Raw genomic sequence first — 16116 nt, 5'->3', positions numbered from 1 at the left:
GCGAGCCGTTGTTTGGCGTTCAGAGCACCCGGCAAAAGCCGGGCGGCGGTCGAAATCGCAGCCCGGCTTTTTTGTGGATCAGAAGTAGTACGGGAATTTCAGGCTGAACTGGAAGTCCGGGGCATCGTCCGTCATGCCGATGGACAGGTTCGGAACGATGGTCAGGTTGTCGGTGGCCGCGATGGTCATACCGATGTTGAAGTAACCGGCGTTGGCGTCGCTGGACGTGACCGACTCCCAATCCCCGCCATCCTGTTTGATTTTACTTTTGCGCTGCACCACATCAGACACCGAGAACGACATACTCATCTTCTCGTTCAGGGCGAACGCGATACCGGCACCGAGCTGGAAGCTGTCGCCGATGTCCACTTTGCCCGGGTTTTTCTGGCCGACCGTCGAGCTGATGTCGTCGAAGGACTCTTCGAAGTTATGGGTGTACGACAGGCTACCGAACAGCACGGCCGGGTCGTACGTCTTGACCAGCGAGATACCTGGCGTGATCGACCAGACACCGTTGCCGGTTGGCAGCGAATCAGGTACGAACAGGTTCGAGTTGGCGTCCACCTGGCGCAACTTGATGCCAAACGGATCCTTGCCGGTAGGCGCCTTGACGCGCAAGGTCACCACGGCATCGGGCGTGTTGACCGACTCGTCGAGGAACTTGTAGGCAACACCGAAGTTGACGTCGCCGATCTCCGGATCACGGGTCACGGTTTCTTCGGTTGTCACGCCGGCGGAGCCACCATTGCCGCCGCCTGACTGATAAGTGGATTCGCGGTAAACCACCGGCACGTTCAGGTCAAACTGCCAGCGGTTGTTGAAGTTATAGCGACCGGTGAGGTCAAGCGTCCAGGTATCCGACTTGATCCGGTCAAGATTGATGTTGCCCAGGAAAATCGAGTCCAGTGCAAGGAATCCGTTAAGGATCAACTGACGGGTATCGTACCTGGAGTAGGTCAACCCGGTTTCGACACTGAATTTGCCGCCGCCGAAGAATCCGCTGGCCTCGTCATAGAGGTTGGAAACGCTTTGCGCCGGTTGCGAATCGTCTGCCAGCGACTGCCCGTAGGAACTGCCGCCCCCGGCTGCGCCACCTGAAGCGGCGGCGGCACCAGTGCCGACGGCGACTTGCGAATTGCCTTTCATGTCTGCTGGCGATTTGGCCAGGCGTTTAGGAGGGGGGGATGCCGGTTGTTCCTCTACCTGGCGGACCCGCTGTTCGAGTACCGCCAGGGCTTTTTGTTGTACTTCGTATCGTTGCTTCAACTCCAGAAGTTCCTGTTTCAGAAGCTCTACTTCCGCGTCAGGTGCTGCCTGCACCATCACCGCCGGAAACAGAGTGCTCAAACATACGACTGCGCGTAGTGAGACTGATCGATACATGAATTAAGCCGTCCCTAGTAATGCCCAATGGTCGAGAATCAGCGTAGTTCAATATCCAAGGGAGCGAAGGGCGGTAAGTTGATTCAAGTTGCAGTCCAAAGCACCGACTGTCGGGCCATTATTATTGAGTACTACGTTGAGCTGAGTCAGGTTGCTGACCATGTTGCTGTTTCCCAGCAAACGGGTATTTTGCAGCAGGCCACCCTGGGCGACTTGCTGTATGGCCGAACCTTGATTGTTATTGGCCTGAATGGCCATTTGCACGCCACCATTGGTTGCAGAAACCGCAATGCTGCCTGCGGCGCTGCTACCGGTAATGGTTTGGCCTGCCATCAGCGCCTGGCCTTGGGCCGGAACCAATGCCGGTGCATGGCTGCCTTCTTTCACATCAATGGCGATGTTGTTGTAAGCGCTGTTGCCATCGCCTGCGGCGCGCACACTCTGGTTAATACCCTGAGTGCCGGCAAGGCCTGCGCCGCCAACCACGCTGCCGGTACCCTGTTCAGCAGGACCACCGTTACCGCTATGGCTGTAGGTTGAAACATAGAATTGGGGTTTAACCGTTGCGGCCTGTATCTGCATGGAGGTCGTAGCCCCGATCAGATCGCCACTGGCGTTGCGCCAGGTACTGCTCATGACGACACCGAAGCTTATGATTCGTCCGGGCATCACGTATCGACCACGTAGCTCGGCCAGCTCCTGATCCTTTATCTCGATGGGTTTGAATCCGTTTGCGAAACCTGAGGTGCTTGCTACCAGACAGGCAGCGGCCACCCAATATGAGGTTTTCATTTGGTGCTCCCGGAGCATCCTGCCCCAATCTTTTTGTTGGCGATTAAAAGAAGTCGCTCTGTATGAAACCAAAATCCATCAAATCAGCATCTTTGACCGGGTTGAAGTTATCCAGCTTGTTCTTGGCTGTCAGGGGGACCGGGGGGCTACGAAGTGCATTGGTTTTCTCGTAACCGGAACCAACGATAGCGAAGACAATGCCGTTCCAACCTTTGACAAAGTCATCATGGGTGTAGCGCTTGTGACCGAGTACCGGGTCGCCGATATAGACCCAGTCCTTGTCAGCGCGCTGCAACACCACGAAGTGCTTGTAGCCGCGAGTTTCCGTCAGTACCACCACCGGGATCGTTACTGCGTCGAGCTTTTCCGGTGGGATCTTGTAGCCACGGGCGCGCATGCCGATGCTTTCTATGTAGCGCTTCATGTCCAGCATGGAAAAACCCTGGGTACGAACCAGGTCCTGGTCTGCATTGACCAGCATGCCTTTGATGACTTGCTCTTCATCGACGTCGAGCCAATAAGCCTGGCGCAAGATCGTTGCCAGTGCGGCGGCGCCGCAGCTGAAATCGGTCTTCTGTTCGACAATGTTGCTGAACTTGCGCTCACGCAGACTCTGTACCTGCTTGTAGATGAGTGTGCCGCCAGGCAGGGCGGCCACTGATATCTGTGCGGCCTGGGTCAGGCCAGAAAGGCCAGGCAGGCCAGACAGGCAGAGGAGGGCGATAAGGGCAGTCTTACGCATGGTCGATACGCCTTGGGACTGATGGAAAAGCCCCGTTGCCGGGGCTTTCATGACTATCGCGATTACAGGCAGGCTCTGCAGCCAGCCGCGATGGACAGCGAGTTGCTTTGTTGGTTGCCAACACCGGAAGCGTTGTTGAAGCCAGCGTTACCGGAGAAGTTGTTGCCGACGTTACTGACATTAGCAGTATTGGTGACAGGGTTTTTCCATCCGTCTGGAGTCATCACTTGTTGAGTGGTTACGCCAGCCAGACCGAATACACCCACGGCTACGAAATCAGACGTGGTGTCACCGTTGCCGCCGCCATGGCCGCCACCGTAGCCGCCACGATCATTGTTGCGTGGGCCACCGTGACCACCGCCGTTGCCTTCGGTTGTTGCCTGACCTGCTGCCACGAACACACCGGCAGCGTTGAAGGTGCCAGTGAGGGTATCTTTCGAGTAAGCCTTGTCAGCGTTGTTGGTAACAGTCAGGCCAGTGGAGCTTTGGTTAGCCGCAGCCGCCGCTTGTGCTACACGGCCGCCCGATACGGCGATGGCCAGGTTGTTTTTCTGTTGATTGAAGTTGCCGGCAGCGTTGTTGACACCCATGTTGCCGGAACCGCCATTACCAACGTTGTCGAGGCTGGCGCGGGTAGTGCTCGAGTAGTTGGCGACAGTGTTGCCACCGTTCATTTGAGTCGCGCTGGAAGCTGCCACTGCGGTGCCGAAGATGAAGCTTTCGTCAGCAGTAGCCAGGGCAGCGGCGTTGTCTTGTTGGTTGCCGTCGCCAGCAGCGTTGTTGAGGCCCACGTTGCCATTGGAGCCATTTGCCGAGTTTTCGACGTTGGCACGGTTAATGGTGCCTTGGTTCAGTACAGCGTTGCCGCTGCTGCTTTGTTGATCCATGACGGTGGCCCCGGCACCGGCGGTGATCTGCAGAATTTGTTCCAGAGTCGGGCCTTTAGGCTGGTTGTTACCATGCCCGTTGCCGTGACCATTGCCATGACCGTGATCATCATCACGACCGCCTGCTTGTGCTGCGATTGCCATCACTGCTGCGAGAGCGAAAACCAGTGGTTTTAAGGCCATTGTAGGTTTCATGGTGTTTCTCCGTGCTTATTAGTTGGTTAAGTGTTGGTACTTTCCAATCGCACTGCGTTTGGGTCAGTCAGCGACCCGGATGCTCAGGGTGTTAGCCATTCGGTTCCCCACCCCGGCACTCTGGTTCACCTGAATCACCCCTCGGCTGCCGGTGAAGGCCTGGTCGCTTGTCACGACCTGGCGACTGCCGGTTGGGGTGCCAGTTGCTCCTGAGCTTGGTAGCAACGCCACGTTCTGTTGAGAAAGGGCGCTATCGTCAATCGCCTGCGGAGCAGCACTGATGCTGATACGCATGACGTTGGCCATCTGGTTGTTGGCCCCGGCGCTCTGGTTGACGCCCAGTACACCGTTGCCATTGCTGAAAGAGGTGCCGCCGATCGTGGCCGTCGCGTTCATCGACGGATTGGCGGGGGTGTTGAGTCGTTGATTGACGATGGTGGTCGCGCCGGCTTCTGTGCCGATGGCGATGGCCCGAACGTTGGTTTGTTGCTGTTGGTCACCGGCCGCCTGGTTGACGTTGAAGTTGCCCCTGTATTGCGTGCCGGAATCTTGAATGTCTGCGTTATTGATCGATTTCACGCTGGAATCGGCCAAGGCGCTGGCGCAGCCGAGCAGTGCGAGGAGAAGGAGAGAACGATTCATGTCATTGACCTCCAGCCAGTCTGCCCAAGGGGGCGAGGCCGGAACTCATGGCGCGGTTGATGGTTCCCGAAATCGCATTGCCACTGCCGCCTTGGTGGCCGGCACCCATGCCTGGCATGCCGTTAGGATTGGTAACAGTGTTCAGGCCCTGCATGCCGCCCATCGACTGGTTGTTGGCACCGCGGAAAGAGGTGCCGCTGGCGACGTTGGCGAAGTCGCCGTCGCTCAATTCACCGGTAATGCGCGCGGAAGGGTTGGTGTTGACGGTGATCGGGTTTGGATCTTTGCCCTGATTGCGGCCAATGTGCACCGGCTGGACGGTACGCTGAAGAACAATGACGCCATTGCCTTCGGCCTGGACAGTGAAGCTGACCACCGAACTGGCAGCGCTTGCGATCAGCAGGAGGCAGGTCAAGCCTTTCTTGTAAGTCCCCACGATGCAATTCCTTCTTGTGGTGGGCTGGCCCTAGTCAGCGTTGTGAAGGAGAGAGCGAAACCTGTGCCTGTTTTAGATTTTTGTTTTGATTCAATAACTTGTGAGTTTTGTCCGGGCGAGGCGCAATCGCGCTGTTTCAGCCGTGAGACAACACAGGATGCCCACGGTGGGCCAAAGTGCTTGCGATGCTCTGGAACAGGGGTTTGTGGGGGGGTGTATCAACGGCTTAACAAACGGATCGGCAAAAGCGGAAGGGTGCTGAAACGGGCCTTTTGCGAGGGAAGGGGTGTTTCACGAACGGACACTTCTACCCCAAATCAGGGGAAAACGCTGGGTAAATACCCCCAGAGTCAGGGGGTGGGGCCGATCAACTTCGCGACGGCGGCCAGAGCCTGAACACGTCGCTCAGTCCAGTCGCCGCGTAGCACTTGCATGGGTTGCCGATGCTGTTCCAGCCATGCCTGGATGTCATTGAAGAACATCTGACGCTCGCCGAGTTCAGGCTGGCAGCGCTGACCATCGTCGGTCCACTCGACATTCTCAGGTGACAACAACAAGTGCAGGTCATATTGCCTGGCCAGCAAGGCTTGCTCGATCCAGTCGGGGCAGTCGCCGAAGAGTGTCTGGCTCCAGAGGATGTTGCTGAGCAAGTGGGTGTCGAGGATCAGCAGTGGCGGTTGCATAGCGCGGGCTTCATCTTCCCACTGCAACTGGCCACGAGCGATGGCCGGAATATCCGCCAGGCAGGTGTCTCGCGGGTTCAGCTCGATGAACCGGCGCACGTATTCTTCGACCAGCACGCCACCGAAATGCGCTTGCAGCTCGGCTGACAGCCAGCTCTTGCCGCTGGATTCGGGGCCGGTGAGCACCAGCACCTTCATGTGCGCAACGCCGGGGACGCGCGCCATTCGCGCCAGCCTTGTACGGCCAGCAGCAGAAACAAGCCGTACAGCGCGGCCGTCAAATACAGGTCTTTGTAGATAAACAACCCGACGAAAATCACATCCACTGCGATCCAGAGCGGCCAGCACTGAACGCGTTTTTGCGCCATCCACACCTGCGCCACCAGGCTGAAACCGGTGAGTGCCGCGTCGAGCCAGGGTTGGGCCGCGTCGGTCCAGTGCGCCATCGCGGCGCCCAGCATTAGACTGCCGACAGCACCGATGATCAATCCGGTCGTCACAGATCGGGTGTCCAGCCGACTGACTTCACGACCATGGCTGGCGTCACCTGCACGGGTCCATTGCCACCAGCCATACAACTGCAATGCGGCGTAGATCACTTGCAGGAGCATGTCCGAATACAGTTTCACTTCGTAAAAGATCCAGCTATAGATGAGCACCATGACCAGACCGATCGGCCAGCACCAAGGGTTCTGCTTGACCGTCAACCAGACGGCAATGACACCGAGGGTGGCGGCAAACAGTTCAAGCCCGGACATGGAGGTTCCTTGGGGAAATCGAAGAGGGGGCGGATTGTACCCGTAGAGAACAGAAGATCGCAGCCTTCGGCGTCACCCAGAGAGCCCTGGGCGTTGGCGAACGCTACGATCTTTTAAGTATTACACCCTGAACTGCCTCAGCAACCCGTTCAACTGCTCACTCAAGCCCTTGAGTCGCACGCTCGCTGCACTGGACTGTTCAGCCGCCAGCGCGGTGCTGTGGGACAATCCGGCGGCTTGCGTGACGTTTTGATTGATGTCCTCGACCACATGCGCCTGCTGCAAGGTCGCGCTGGCAATCGACGCGTTCAGACCGTTGAGATTGCGCAATGCCTGACCAATGGCGTTGAGGCTGGCACCCGCAAGCCCTGCCTGTTCAATCGTCAGTTGCGAGGCGCGGCTGCTGTCGCTGATCACCTTGACCGCTGCTTCGGAATGACTTTGCAGGCGCTCGATCATCGTCTGGATCTCCGCCGTCGATTTCTGGGTACGCTGGGCCAACAGTCGAACCTCGTCGGCCACCACGGCAAATCCGCGACCTTGCTCCCCGGCGCGCGCCGCCTCGATGGCCGCGTTCAGCGCCAGCAGATTGGTCTGTTCGGCGATGGAGCGGATCACTTCCAGAACGCTGCCAATTTGCGTGCTTTCGGTGGCCAGGGTGCGGATGACTTCGACGGCCTGATGGATGGTCGAGGACAGCGTATCGATCTGCTGCAGGCTGCCGTCGATGTTGATCTGGCCTTGCTGGGCCTGGGCTTCGGCGTCGCGCATTTCACTGGCGGCATGTTCGGCGTTCTTGGCTACATCCTGCACGCCATAGGTCACTTCATTGATGGCCGTGGCCACCAGTTCCATTTGTTGCGACTGTTGCTGGCTGCGCTGCTGGGCCTGGGTGGCGTCGTTGCCCAGCTCGGTGGACGACTGGCCCAAGGCGCTGGCGGACACCTGCAACTCGCCGATGACCTGGCGAAGCTTGGCGGTAAAGGCATTGAAGTGCTTCGCCAGCTGTGTGACTTCATCCTGGCCTTGGGTGTCGAGGCTGCGGGTCAAGTCGCTTTCACCGCTGGCAATGTTGGCCATCGCGTTCACGGTTTCCTGGAGCGGACGCACGATGCTGCGGGCAATCAGCACCACCAGTGCGACCATGATCAGCGCAATGGCCAGGCCGATAAACGAAGCTTCCCGGACTTGCCCGTAAAACTCGGCCTGCATTTCATCGATGTACACCCCCGAGCCAAGCACCCAGCCCCAGGGCTCGAACAGTTTGACGTAGGAGGTTTTCTCGACCGGCGCGCTGGCGCCCGGCTTTGGCCAGCGGTAGTTGATGATCCCGGCGCCTTTGCTCTTGGCCACGGCGACCATTTCGTTGAACACGGCAAAGCCGTCCGGGTCGCGGATGGCGGAGAGGTTCTGGCCGTCGAGCTTCGGATTGGCCGGGTGCATGATCATCACCGGCGTCAGATCGTTGATCCAGAAGTAGTCGTCCTGGTCGTAGCGCAAGCCGCGGACGGCGGTCAGCGCCTGTTTCTGGGCGGCGTCACGGGTGAGAGTGCCAGCGGTTTCCAGGCCGTGGTAGTAGCTCAGAATGCCGCTGGCCGTTTGCACAACATGCTGGGTTTTCTGAGCCTTGGCGTCGTACAGGTCATCGTGAATCTGCTTGAGCATCATGACGCCCAAGGCCAATAGCATCATGACGGCCACGATCAAGATGAGCCACAACCGCCGGCTGATCGACATATTGCGCAAGCTGTTCATAACGCGGTGCTCCGGTTTCTTGTTTTTGTAAAGTGATCGCCAGCATCTGTCAGGTCTGATAACGCGGCAGCGCTTTTCAGGCTTGTCTGATAGGATTTCGGCCCGGTGCGCAAAAACCTGAATCCAAATTGATTTTTCACGCAATTTTCGGGGGCAGGAGGGGACTTTGCGCACGCGGACTTCAACTACGCTGATCGCAGTGAACGCTTTGAAAATACTGACGGGGCATGCGCGAACGCATAGCCTTTTGGGGGATTGATGGATCTTTGGACTGCCTTTCAGGCTTTGATTCTTGGCGTTGTAGAAGGGCTGACGGAGTTTTTGCCCATTTCCAGTACCGGGCACCAGATCATTGTTGCGGACTTGCTCGACTTCGGTGGTGAACGCGCCATGGCGTTCAACATCATCATCCAGCTCGGGGCGATCCTGGCGGTCGTCTGGGAGTTTCGCCGCAAGATTTTCGACGTGGTCATCGGTTTGCCAACCCAGCCAAGTGCACGTCGCTTCACGGCGAACCTGCTGATCGCTTTCCTGCCGGCCGTGGTGTTGGGGGTGATTTTCGCCGACCTGATTCACCACTATCTGTTCAACCCGATCACCGTGGCCACGGCCTTGGTGGTGGGCGGGGTGATCATGCTATGGGCTGAAAAACGCCAGCATGAAGTACATGCCGAAACGGTCGACGAAATCACTTGGAAAGATGCACTCAAGGTGGGCTTCGCCCAGTGCCTGGCGATGATTCCGGGCACTTCGCGTTCTGGCTCGACGATCATCGGCGGCCTGTTGTTCGGCCTGTCGCGCAAGACCGCTACCGAGTTCTCGTTCTTCCTGGCCATGCCGACCATGGTCGGTGCCGCGGTGTACTCGGGCTACAAGTACCACAAGCTGTTTGTGCCGGCGGACTTCCCAGTGTTCGCGATCGGTTTCGTTACGGCGTTCATCTTCGCGATGATCGCTGTGCGTGGCCTGCTCAAATTCATCGCCAGTCACAGCTATGCGGCGTTCGCCTGGTATCGCATCGCTTTCGGCCTGTTGATTTTGGCTACTTGGCAGTTCGGTTGGGTCGACTGGACAGCCGCCAAACCATGAGTGATTCCAGCGCACGCAACAACGGCGGCCGTCCATCCGGTGGCGGGGTTCAAAACCTGCGCTTGAAATGGTTGGTGTTTGCGATCCTGTGTGCGCTGCCACTGTCTGGTTCGATGTCGTTATGGTTGCAAGGGGTGTCGATGATTCCTCTGGCGGCCTATGGCATCGTCAGTGTGCTGGCGTTTTTGCTGTATTGGAGCGACAAGCGCAAGGCCCGCGCCGAGCAGTGGCGCACTCCGGAAAACGTGCTGCATGCGTTGGAGTTCGCTGGAGGCTGGCCGGGCGCATTGCTGGCCCAGCAGGTGTTTCGGCACAAGACGCGCAAGGTTTCGTTTCAGGTGGTGTTCTGGTTCATCGTGCTGCTGCACCAGGTGTTCTGGATCGACATGCTCTTTCTTGGCGCCCACTTGTTCGCGCTGTTCTAACGGTAGGAGCGAGCCTGCTCCTACAGCAACAATCCGACCTGGGTCCGCTTGGGCAATTTGCTGACCACCAGTTGGTGGGAGCGTTGCAGCAGCCCTTGCAGTTCCTCGGCACCCAACGGGTAGGGCGTGTTCATGATGATCCACTGGGCGCGCGCCAGATAAGGCGCCGGGTGAATGCCTGGACGGTCGCAATGACCAAGAAACAAATCCTTGTCGACCTTGAACGCCAAGGACTCCCCCCGCAGGTTCTGCAAGGCGAACATCTTGTTCCCGGCAATCGAAAATACCCGCACACCGCCCCATTTGTAATCCTCCCGCGCGCCCGGCAATGCCAGACAGAATGCCGCGACCTGCGCTTCGCTCATGCGTCCAGCCTTCATATCAAACGATCCCCACAGGCATTGAATGTTTCAATCAGATGGTCGAGCCAGGCGCGCACGGCCGGCATCACGCCGCGTCGATGAGGATAGACCGCTTGCAGCCAGCCACCCGGCAACGACCATTCTGGCAGCAACTGCACCAGCGAGCCGTTTGCCAATTCTTGTTCGCAGTACATCATGGGCAAAGTGGTGAAGCCCTGGCCGGCGAGGGCGCAAGTCTTGCGCACGATGAAGTCGTCTATGCCCAATCGCGCTTCAAGGGCCAGGTCATGATGCTTGCCCTGGCGGTCGACCAGACGAATGTGCACCATTCGATCGGGCTCGAGGGCGCCGAGCACGGGAAGGCTTTCCAGGTCATCCGGGTGATTGATGTCATGCCCCTTTAGGAACGCGGGGCTGGCCACCATCAGCATCTGTGCCTGACGGAGTCTTCGGGTTACCAGCAACGGGTCTTCGTCGCCCGGTTCACGCACGCGCAAAGCAACATCGACGCCCTCGGTCACCAGATCGACGCGACGGTTGACCAGCATCACCTCCAGTTGTACTTGCGGATATTTCTCCAGAAAACTGCTGATCACCCCCGGCAGCATTTCGTGGGCCAATCCGACGGGAGACGACACCCGCAAGCGACCGCGTGGTTCGCTGGACATGCTGGCCACGGCTTCATCAGCCATTTCGGCTTCCAGCAGCATCGCCTGGCAATGCCGCAGGTAGCGCTCACCCACGGCCGTCAGCTTGAGCTGGCGGGTGGTGCGTTGCAGCAGACGCGCGCCAAGACGCTCCTCCAGTTCGGCTATGCGCCGCGACAGCCGCGACTTGGGAATCCCCAGTAAGCGCCCGGCCGCTGCGAAGCCGCCTGCCTCCACGACTTTGGCAAAGTAATAAAGGTCATTGAGGTCTTGCATGGGCGTCTTCCAGATCGTTCTATCAGTGAGACAAACTATCGCATTGTTGCATGCTAATCAGCCATTGGTTTCATCTGTAGGATGGTCCCCATCTGATCGCCCTTGTGGGCGATCCTCACCTGGAGATCCCACATGAAACTGCTGCATATCGACTCGAGCATTCTTGGTGACAACTCGGCATCCCGTTTGCTGAGTGGCGAAGTGGTCAAAGCCTGGCAAACAGCCGAACCATCGGCTGTGGTGACTTACCGTGACCTGGCCGCTGACGCCATCAGCCACTTCTCCGCTAACACCCTGGTTGCCGCCGGCACCACCGCCGAGCTGCGCAACGCTGCACAACAGCACGAAGCCGAGCTGAGCGCCCAGACCCTGGCTGAATTCCTTGCCGCCGACGCCGTGGTTATTGCCGCGCCGATGTACAACTTCACCATTCCAACCCAACTCAAGGCCTGGATCGACCGCATCGCCGTTGCCGGTCAGACTTTCCGCTATACCGAAGCTGGCCCGGAAGGCCTGTGCGGTGGCAAGAAAGTGGTGATCGTTTCGACCTCCGGCGGTCTGCACGCTGGCCAAGCGACTGGTGTTGCCCACGAAGACTACTTGAAAGTGTTGTTTGGCTTCATCGGTATCACTGATATCGAATTCGTTCGCGCCCACGGCCTGGCCTACGGTGACGAAGTGCGCACCAAAGCCATGAGCGACGCGCAGACGCAAATCAGCGAGCAACTGTTCGCCGCAGCGTAAGGCTTGCGTAAAAGCGTCAAGCCGTTCAGGTAAAACCAAAAAAACTCTGTATTCTGGATACGCAAGTGCCAGATGCGGAGTTTTTTGTTTCTGGTCGTTTCAGATAGTGGCCCAAGATATGCAGTCATGGGTTACATCAATGGTCCGGTAACAAGGTGGGGCATCCCATGATGCGTCTATGTGCAGCCTTACTGATATGCCTGTTCGGCAGCCTGAATTTGGTGCACGCCGCCCCCGCGCCGCATCCTCACTGGAGCGTCGGTTATCACGAGATGAGTTTTCTCGACCCGCTCGATTTGCAACCGATGCGTGCCATCGCTTTTTATCCCTCCAGCGACAAAGAGCACTCCAGCACGTTGGAGGGCTATAGGGTCGAGGCCGGTGAAGACAGCAAAGTCGCCATGGGTCGTTTCCCGATGTTGATGCTCTCCCACGGCAACACCGGCACCCCGCTGGCCCTGCATGACCTCGCCACATCGCTGGCTCGCAAGGGGTTCGTGGTGGTGGCGGTGATTCATCCCGGGGACAACTCCAAGGACCACAGTCGGCTCGGCACCTTGAGCAACCTGTACGGTCGGCCGATCCAGATTTCTGAAGCCATTACCGCAACCCTGGGCGACCGCATGCTGGCGCCGTTTGTGAATGCCGATCAGGTGGGTGTCATCGGCTATTCAGCGGGCGGGGAGACGGCGTTGATCCTGTCCGGTGCGACGCCGGATCTGGACCGTCTGCGCCGTTACTGCCAGGAGCGCCCGGATGACCGCGATGCCTGCAACACGCAAGGTGAGTTAATTGTTGACCGCGATGATTTGCAGCCGGTGGCTGACCCACGCGTCCATGCCTTGCTGTTGATGGCGCCGCTGAGTCTGAAGTTTGGCCGGCACACCTTGGCCGATGTGCATGTGCCGGTGCTGCTCTACAGCGGTGACGGCGACAAGTTAGTGGCCTTCGACAAAAACGCTGCTGCACTGGCGCGCAAACTGCCTGTCGCTCCGGACTTCAAGTTACTGGCGGGGGCCGGGCACTTCGTGTTCATGGCGCCTTGCAACGACGAACAGATCGCGATCATGCCGGCCCTTTGTACCGATGCCGACGGCGTCGACCGCGAAGACATTCACCGCAATCTGATTTCCGAAGCGGGGCGCTTCTTCTCGCGTACGTTGGGCAAAGCGACACGGGCCGGGATGCAGACGGCGGATCAATAACCGCCTATATCCCCTTCAGGAGGAGCCGCGTCAGGTCATGGATCGGTGCTTGAGCAGCAATGTCAGCCCCAACCCGGCCACCGACAACAGCGCCGCACTGAAGAAAATCCACCCATACCCCAGGTTCAGCGCCACCGCCCCCATCAGCGGGCCGGCGATGGCCAGTGCCAGATCGAAGAACACCGCATAAGCGCTCAAGCCTGCGCCACGGCTGGAGTTGGGCACCTGCTTGATCGCTTCCACCCCCAGCGCCGGGTACACCAGCGACAGGCCAAACCCCGTCAGGCCTGCGCCGATCAAGGCATAACCGGTCGAAGGCGCCAGCCACAGCAGTACCAGGCCCACCGTTTCAATGGTCATGCAGGCGATGGCCGAGCTGAACCCGCCAAAACGGCTGATGCTGGAAATGAACATCAACCGCGCCAGAATGAAACACACACCAAAAACGGTCAGGCAGTAAGCCGCGCCGCTCCAGCCACGGTTGACGTAATACAAGGTGATAAAGGTGGTCAGGGTGCCATAGCCGATGGACGCCAGACTCAGGCTCGCACCAAAGGGCGCGATGCGTCCGAACACTGCCCAGAACGGCAAGCGTTCACCGCGCACCACAGGCACCGACGGTTTGTTGCGGATTAACAGCAACGCCATCATCGCCAGCGCACTAAGCGCGATCCCGAGACTGGTAAAGCCCAGTTGCCCGACCATCACCACGCCCAGCGGCGCGCCAATGGCGATGGCGCCGTAGGAGGCGATACCGTTCCAGGAGATGGACCGCGCCGTGTGTTCGGCGCCCACCTGGCCCATGCACCAACTGATGGTGCCGACGCCGATCAGGCCTTGGGCGATCCCCAGCAGCAAGCGCCCGGCAATCAGGATCAACAGGCTCAATAATGGAAGGCTTTGCAGCAGGGTCGACAACAAGGTCAAACCTCCGCTCAGCACAATCCCGATCAACCCGTAAACGATGGCGCGCTTGGTGCCGATGTTGTCGGACATGCGCCCGGCCATGGGCCGGCTGAGCAGGGTGGCCAGGTACTGGGAGCCGATGGTCAGCCCGGCGACAACGGCGCTGAAACCCAGCTGTTCATGGACATAGCCGGGCAACACCGCGATCGGCAAGCCGATGCAGAGGAAGGCAATAAAGGTATAGAAAACGATGGAGACGATCTGCAGGGTGATCGCCATGGAGCTTTGCGTTGGCTGTTGCTGCGCAGACATGAGGGCTTTTTCGCGGGCGGCGGTGGGAGAACTGCATGATGGCTTGGGTGCGGGATAAAAGAAAGCAGGCTAACTAATGTGATCGGGCATTTCCTGCGTCCCTGAAGGCCTGCTGGCGATGGTTCGGCACCGCGGAAAAAAACTGCCATGAAATGCAAAAAGCCCCGTCACACAGACAGGGCTTTTAATTTGACGCGCTTAGCTAACAGTTTGAGCTGCCTTAGAACACCACACCCTGGCTACGCAGGTAATCGTCGTAAGTGCCGCTGAAGTCGGTCACGCCGTTCGGGCTCAGCTCGATGATGCGAGTGGCCAGGGACGATACGAATTCACGGTCGTGGCTGACGAAGATCAGCGTGCCCGGATAGTTTTCCAGCGCCAGGTTCAGCGCCTCGATGGATTCCATGTCCAAGTGGTTGGTCGGTTCGTCCATGATCAACACGTTCGGCTTTTGCAGGATCAGCTTGCCGAACAGCATGCGACCTTGCTCACCACCGGAGATGACCTTGACCGACTTGAGGATCTCGTCGTTGGAGAACAGCATGCGCCCCAAAGTACCGCGAATCATCTGCTCGCCCTGGGTCCACTGACCCATCCAGTCGAACAGCGTCACGTCGTCTTCGAAATCGTGCGCGTGATCCTGGGCGTAATAGCCCAGCTCAGCGGCGTCGGTCCACTTGACGCTACCGGCATCCGGTGTCAGTTCGTTGACCAGGGTGCGCAGCAGGGTGGTTTTACCGATACCGTTCGGGCCGATGATCGCCACGCGCTCGCCAGCTTCAACCTGGAAACTGAAGTCCTTGAACAGGGTCTTGCCGTCGAAGCCCTTGGCCATGCGCTCGACGATGACCGCCTGACGGTGCAGCTTCTTGTTTTGCTCGAAACGGATGAACGGGCTCACACGGCTAGAAGGCTTGACCTCGGCCAGCTGGATCTTGTCGATGGCCTTGGCGCGGGAGGTGGCCTGCTTGGCTTTCGAGGCGTTGGCCGAAAAGCGGCTGACGAACGATTGCAGCTCGGAAATTTGCGCTTTCTTCTTGGCGTTGTCCGACAGCAGTTGCTCGCGGGACTGGGTCGCCACGGTCATGTACTCGTCGTAGTTGCCCGGGAACAGGCGCAGCTCGCCGTAATCCAGGTCAGCCATGTGGGTGCACACGCTGTTCAGGAAGTGACGGTCGTGAGAGATGATGATCATCAAGCTGGAGCGCTGGGTCAGCACGTTTTCCAGCCAGCGGATGGTGTTGATGTCCAAGTGGTTGGTCGGTTCGTCGAGCAACAGCACTTCAGGATCGGAGAACAGCGCCTGGGCCAGCAAGACACGCAGTTTCCAGCCTGGGGAAACTTCACTCATCGGACCGAAATGCTGCTCGATGCCGATACCCAGTCCCAGCAACAGTTCGCCAGCACGGGACTCAGCGGTGTAACCGTCCATTTCGGCGAATTCGGTTTCCAGTTCGGCGACGGCCATGCCGTCTTCTTCGGTCATTTCCGGCAGCGAATAAATGCGGTCGCGCTCGGCCTTGACCTTCCACAGCTCTTCGTGACCCATGATCACGGTGTCGATCACGGTGAACTCTTCGTAGGCGAACTGATCCTGGCGCAATTTACCCAGGCGCACGTTCGGCTCAAGCATGACCTGGCCACCGGATGGATCAAGATCGCTACCGAGGATTTTCATGAAGGTCGACTTGCCACAACCGTTGGCGCCGATCAGACCGTAGCGGTTGCCCGCGCCGAATTTGACCGAAACGTTTTCGAATAGCGGCTTGGCGCCGAACTGCATCGTGATGTTAGCTGTAGAGATCAAAGGTTTTTCCTGCGAAGCATTCAGAGTAGCCAGGGTGGCGGCTGGACCGCGCTTGACCCGAGTCAAAGTG

General features: G+C 58.6%; 17 protein-coding genes. 4 read left to right on the top strand and 13 right to left on the bottom strand.

Annotation, left to right across the window (positions count from 1 at the left end):
* Positions 1-78 precede the first annotated feature (78 nt).
* From BVK86_RS03240 to BVK86_RS03200, 9 genes are all read right to left on the bottom strand, one after another.
* Positions 79-1383 (bottom strand): transporter family protein, encoded by a 1305-nt coding sequence (locus BVK86_RS03240; protein WP_075945057.1) that lies wholly within the window; start codon positions 1381-1383, stop codon positions 79-81.
* A 48-nt stretch (positions 1384-1431) separates the two neighbouring features.
* A complete protein-coding gene (locus tag BVK86_RS03235; protein ID WP_075945056.1) occupies positions 1432-2193 on the bottom strand; it encodes a hypothetical protein in 762 nt (253 codons plus the stop codon).
* 25 nt (positions 2194-2218) lie between these two features.
* Positions 2219-2917, bottom strand: a complete 699-nt coding sequence (locus BVK86_RS03230) for a C39 family peptidase (RefSeq protein WP_075945055.1) — start codon at positions 2915-2917, stop codon at positions 2219-2221.
* 62 nt (positions 2918-2979) lie between these two features.
* Positions 2980-3999 (bottom strand): heme utilization protein, encoded by a 1020-nt coding sequence (locus BVK86_RS03225; RefSeq protein WP_075945054.1) that lies wholly within the window; start codon positions 3997-3999, stop codon positions 2980-2982.
* 63 nt (positions 4000-4062) lie between these two features.
* A complete protein-coding gene (locus BVK86_RS03220) occupies positions 4063-4641 on the bottom strand; it encodes an adhesin (RefSeq protein ID WP_075945053.1) in 579 nt (192 codons plus the stop codon).
* A gap of 1 nt (position 4642) precedes the next feature.
* Positions 4643-5077, bottom strand: a complete 435-nt coding sequence (locus tag BVK86_RS03215; RefSeq protein ID WP_075945052.1) for a hypothetical protein — start codon at positions 5075-5077, stop codon at positions 4643-4645.
* A gap of 350 nt (positions 5078-5427) precedes the next feature.
* Positions 5428-5958: an AAA family ATPase gene (locus BVK86_RS03210; protein ID WP_075945310.1), complete on the bottom strand. Its 531-nt coding sequence runs from the start codon at positions 5956-5958 to the stop codon at positions 5428-5430.
* Positions 5955-6518, bottom strand: coding sequence for a nicotinamide riboside transporter PnuC (gene pnuC, locus BVK86_RS03205; protein WP_075945051.1), 564 nt, complete (start codon positions 6516-6518; stop codon positions 5955-5957). The genes BVK86_RS03210 and pnuC overlap by 4 nt, the downstream gene beginning before the upstream one ends.
* Positions 6519-6638: 120 nt before the next feature.
* Positions 6639-8273: a methyl-accepting chemotaxis protein gene (locus BVK86_RS03200; RefSeq protein ID WP_075945050.1), complete on the bottom strand. Its 1635-nt coding sequence runs from the start codon at positions 8271-8273 to the stop codon at positions 6639-6641.
* Positions 8274-8531: 258 nt separating this feature from the next.
* Here BVK86_RS03200 and BVK86_RS03195 point away from each other — a divergent pair, with 258 nt between their 5' ends.
* Positions 8532-9362, top strand: coding sequence for an undecaprenyl-diphosphate phosphatase (locus BVK86_RS03195; protein ID WP_075945049.1), 831 nt, complete (start codon positions 8532-8534; stop codon positions 9360-9362).
* A complete protein-coding gene (locus BVK86_RS03190) occupies positions 9359-9787 on the top strand; it encodes a DUF1294 domain-containing protein (RefSeq protein WP_075945048.1) in 429 nt (142 codons plus the stop codon). The genes BVK86_RS03195 and BVK86_RS03190 overlap by 4 nt, the downstream gene beginning before the upstream one ends.
* 20 nt (positions 9788-9807) lie before the next feature.
* On the opposite strand, the gene BVK86_RS03185 is transcribed toward BVK86_RS03190, so the two are convergent.
* On the bottom strand, positions 9808-10167 hold the full coding sequence (locus BVK86_RS03185; RefSeq protein ID WP_075945047.1) for an MmcQ/YjbR family DNA-binding protein: 360 nt from the start codon (positions 10165-10167) through the stop codon (positions 9808-9810).
* Positions 10164-11072: a LysR substrate-binding domain-containing protein gene (locus BVK86_RS03180; protein ID WP_075945046.1), complete on the bottom strand. Its 909-nt coding sequence runs from the start codon at positions 11070-11072 to the stop codon at positions 10164-10166. The genes BVK86_RS03185 and BVK86_RS03180 overlap by 4 nt, the downstream gene beginning before the upstream one ends.
* Before the next feature lie 132 nt (positions 11073-11204).
* On the opposite strand from BVK86_RS03180, the gene BVK86_RS03175 reads away from it, so the two are divergent.
* A complete protein-coding gene (locus BVK86_RS03175; protein ID WP_075945045.1) occupies positions 11205-11816 on the top strand; it encodes an FMN-dependent NADH-azoreductase in 612 nt (203 codons plus the stop codon).
* 167 nt (positions 11817-11983) lie between these two features.
* Positions 11984-13021: an alpha/beta hydrolase family protein gene (locus tag BVK86_RS03170; protein WP_075945044.1), complete on the top strand. Its 1038-nt coding sequence runs from the start codon at positions 11984-11986 to the stop codon at positions 13019-13021.
* Between the two features lie 30 nt (positions 13022-13051).
* Here BVK86_RS03170 and BVK86_RS03165 read toward each other — a convergent pair whose 3' ends face one another.
* On the bottom strand, positions 13052-14239 hold the full coding sequence (locus tag BVK86_RS03165; RefSeq protein ID WP_075945043.1) for an MFS transporter: 1188 nt from the start codon (positions 14237-14239) through the stop codon (positions 13052-13054).
* Between the two features lie 220 nt (positions 14240-14459).
* Positions 14460-16046: an ABC-F family ATPase gene (locus tag BVK86_RS03160; RefSeq protein WP_075945042.1), complete on the bottom strand. Its 1587-nt coding sequence runs from the start codon at positions 16044-16046 to the stop codon at positions 14460-14462.
* Positions 16047-16116: the final 70 nt, after the last annotated feature.

The sequence above is a fragment of the Pseudomonas reinekei genome (assembly GCF_001945365.1).
GTDB classification, from domain to species: Bacteria; Pseudomonadota; Gammaproteobacteria; order Pseudomonadales; family Pseudomonadaceae; genus Aquipseudomonas; species Aquipseudomonas reinekei.
The sequence above is the reverse complement of the archived record's forward strand: the minus strand, read 5'-3'. Positions and strand labels throughout refer to the sequence as shown.

Excerpts from the sequence above, each read along its gene's own strand:
- BVK86_RS03240 (WP_075945057.1), bottom strand. The coding sequence starts at position 1,383 with ATGTATCGATCAGTCTCACTACGCGCAGTCGTATGTTTGAGCACTCTG.
- BVK86_RS03235 (WP_075945056.1), bottom strand. The coding sequence starts at position 2,193 with ATGCTCCGGGAGCACCAAATGAAAACCTCATATTGGGTGGCCGCTGCC.
- BVK86_RS03230 (WP_075945055.1), bottom strand. The coding sequence starts at position 2,917 with ATGCGTAAGACTGCCCTTATCGCCCTCCTCTGCCTGTCTGGCCTGCCT.
- BVK86_RS03225 (WP_075945054.1), bottom strand. The coding sequence starts at position 3,999 with ATGAAACCTACAATGGCCTTAAAACCACTGGTTTTCGCTCTCGCAGCA.
- BVK86_RS03220 (WP_075945053.1), bottom strand. The coding sequence starts at position 4,641 with ATGAATCGTTCTCTCCTTCTCCTCGCACTGCTCGGCTGCGCCAGCGCC.
- BVK86_RS03210 (WP_075945310.1), bottom strand. The coding sequence starts at position 5,958 with ATGAAGGTGCTGGTGCTCACCGGCCCCGAATCCAGCGGCAAGAGCTGG.
- pnuC (WP_075945051.1), bottom strand. The coding sequence starts at position 6,518 with ATGTCCGGGCTTGAACTGTTTGCCGCCACCCTCGGTGTCATTGCCGTC.
- BVK86_RS03200 (WP_075945050.1), bottom strand. The coding sequence starts at position 8,273 with ATGAACAGCTTGCGCAATATGTCGATCAGCCGGCGGTTGTGGCTCATC.
- BVK86_RS03195 (WP_075945049.1), top strand. The coding sequence starts at position 8,532 with ATGGATCTTTGGACTGCCTTTCAGGCTTTGATTCTTGGCGTTGTAGAA.
- BVK86_RS03190 (WP_075945048.1), top strand. The coding sequence starts at position 9,359 with ATGAGTGATTCCAGCGCACGCAACAACGGCGGCCGTCCATCCGGTGGC.
- BVK86_RS03185 (WP_075945047.1), bottom strand. The coding sequence starts at position 10,167 with ATGAAGGCTGGACGCATGAGCGAAGCGCAGGTCGCGGCATTCTGTCTG.
- BVK86_RS03180 (WP_075945046.1), bottom strand. The coding sequence starts at position 11,072 with ATGCAAGACCTCAATGACCTTTATTACTTTGCCAAAGTCGTGGAGGCA.
- BVK86_RS03175 (WP_075945045.1), top strand. The coding sequence starts at position 11,205 with ATGAAACTGCTGCATATCGACTCGAGCATTCTTGGTGACAACTCGGCA.
- BVK86_RS03170 (WP_075945044.1), top strand. The coding sequence starts at position 11,984 with ATGATGCGTCTATGTGCAGCCTTACTGATATGCCTGTTCGGCAGCCTG.
- BVK86_RS03165 (WP_075945043.1), bottom strand. The coding sequence starts at position 14,239 with ATGTCTGCGCAGCAACAGCCAACGCAAAGCTCCATGGCGATCACCCTG.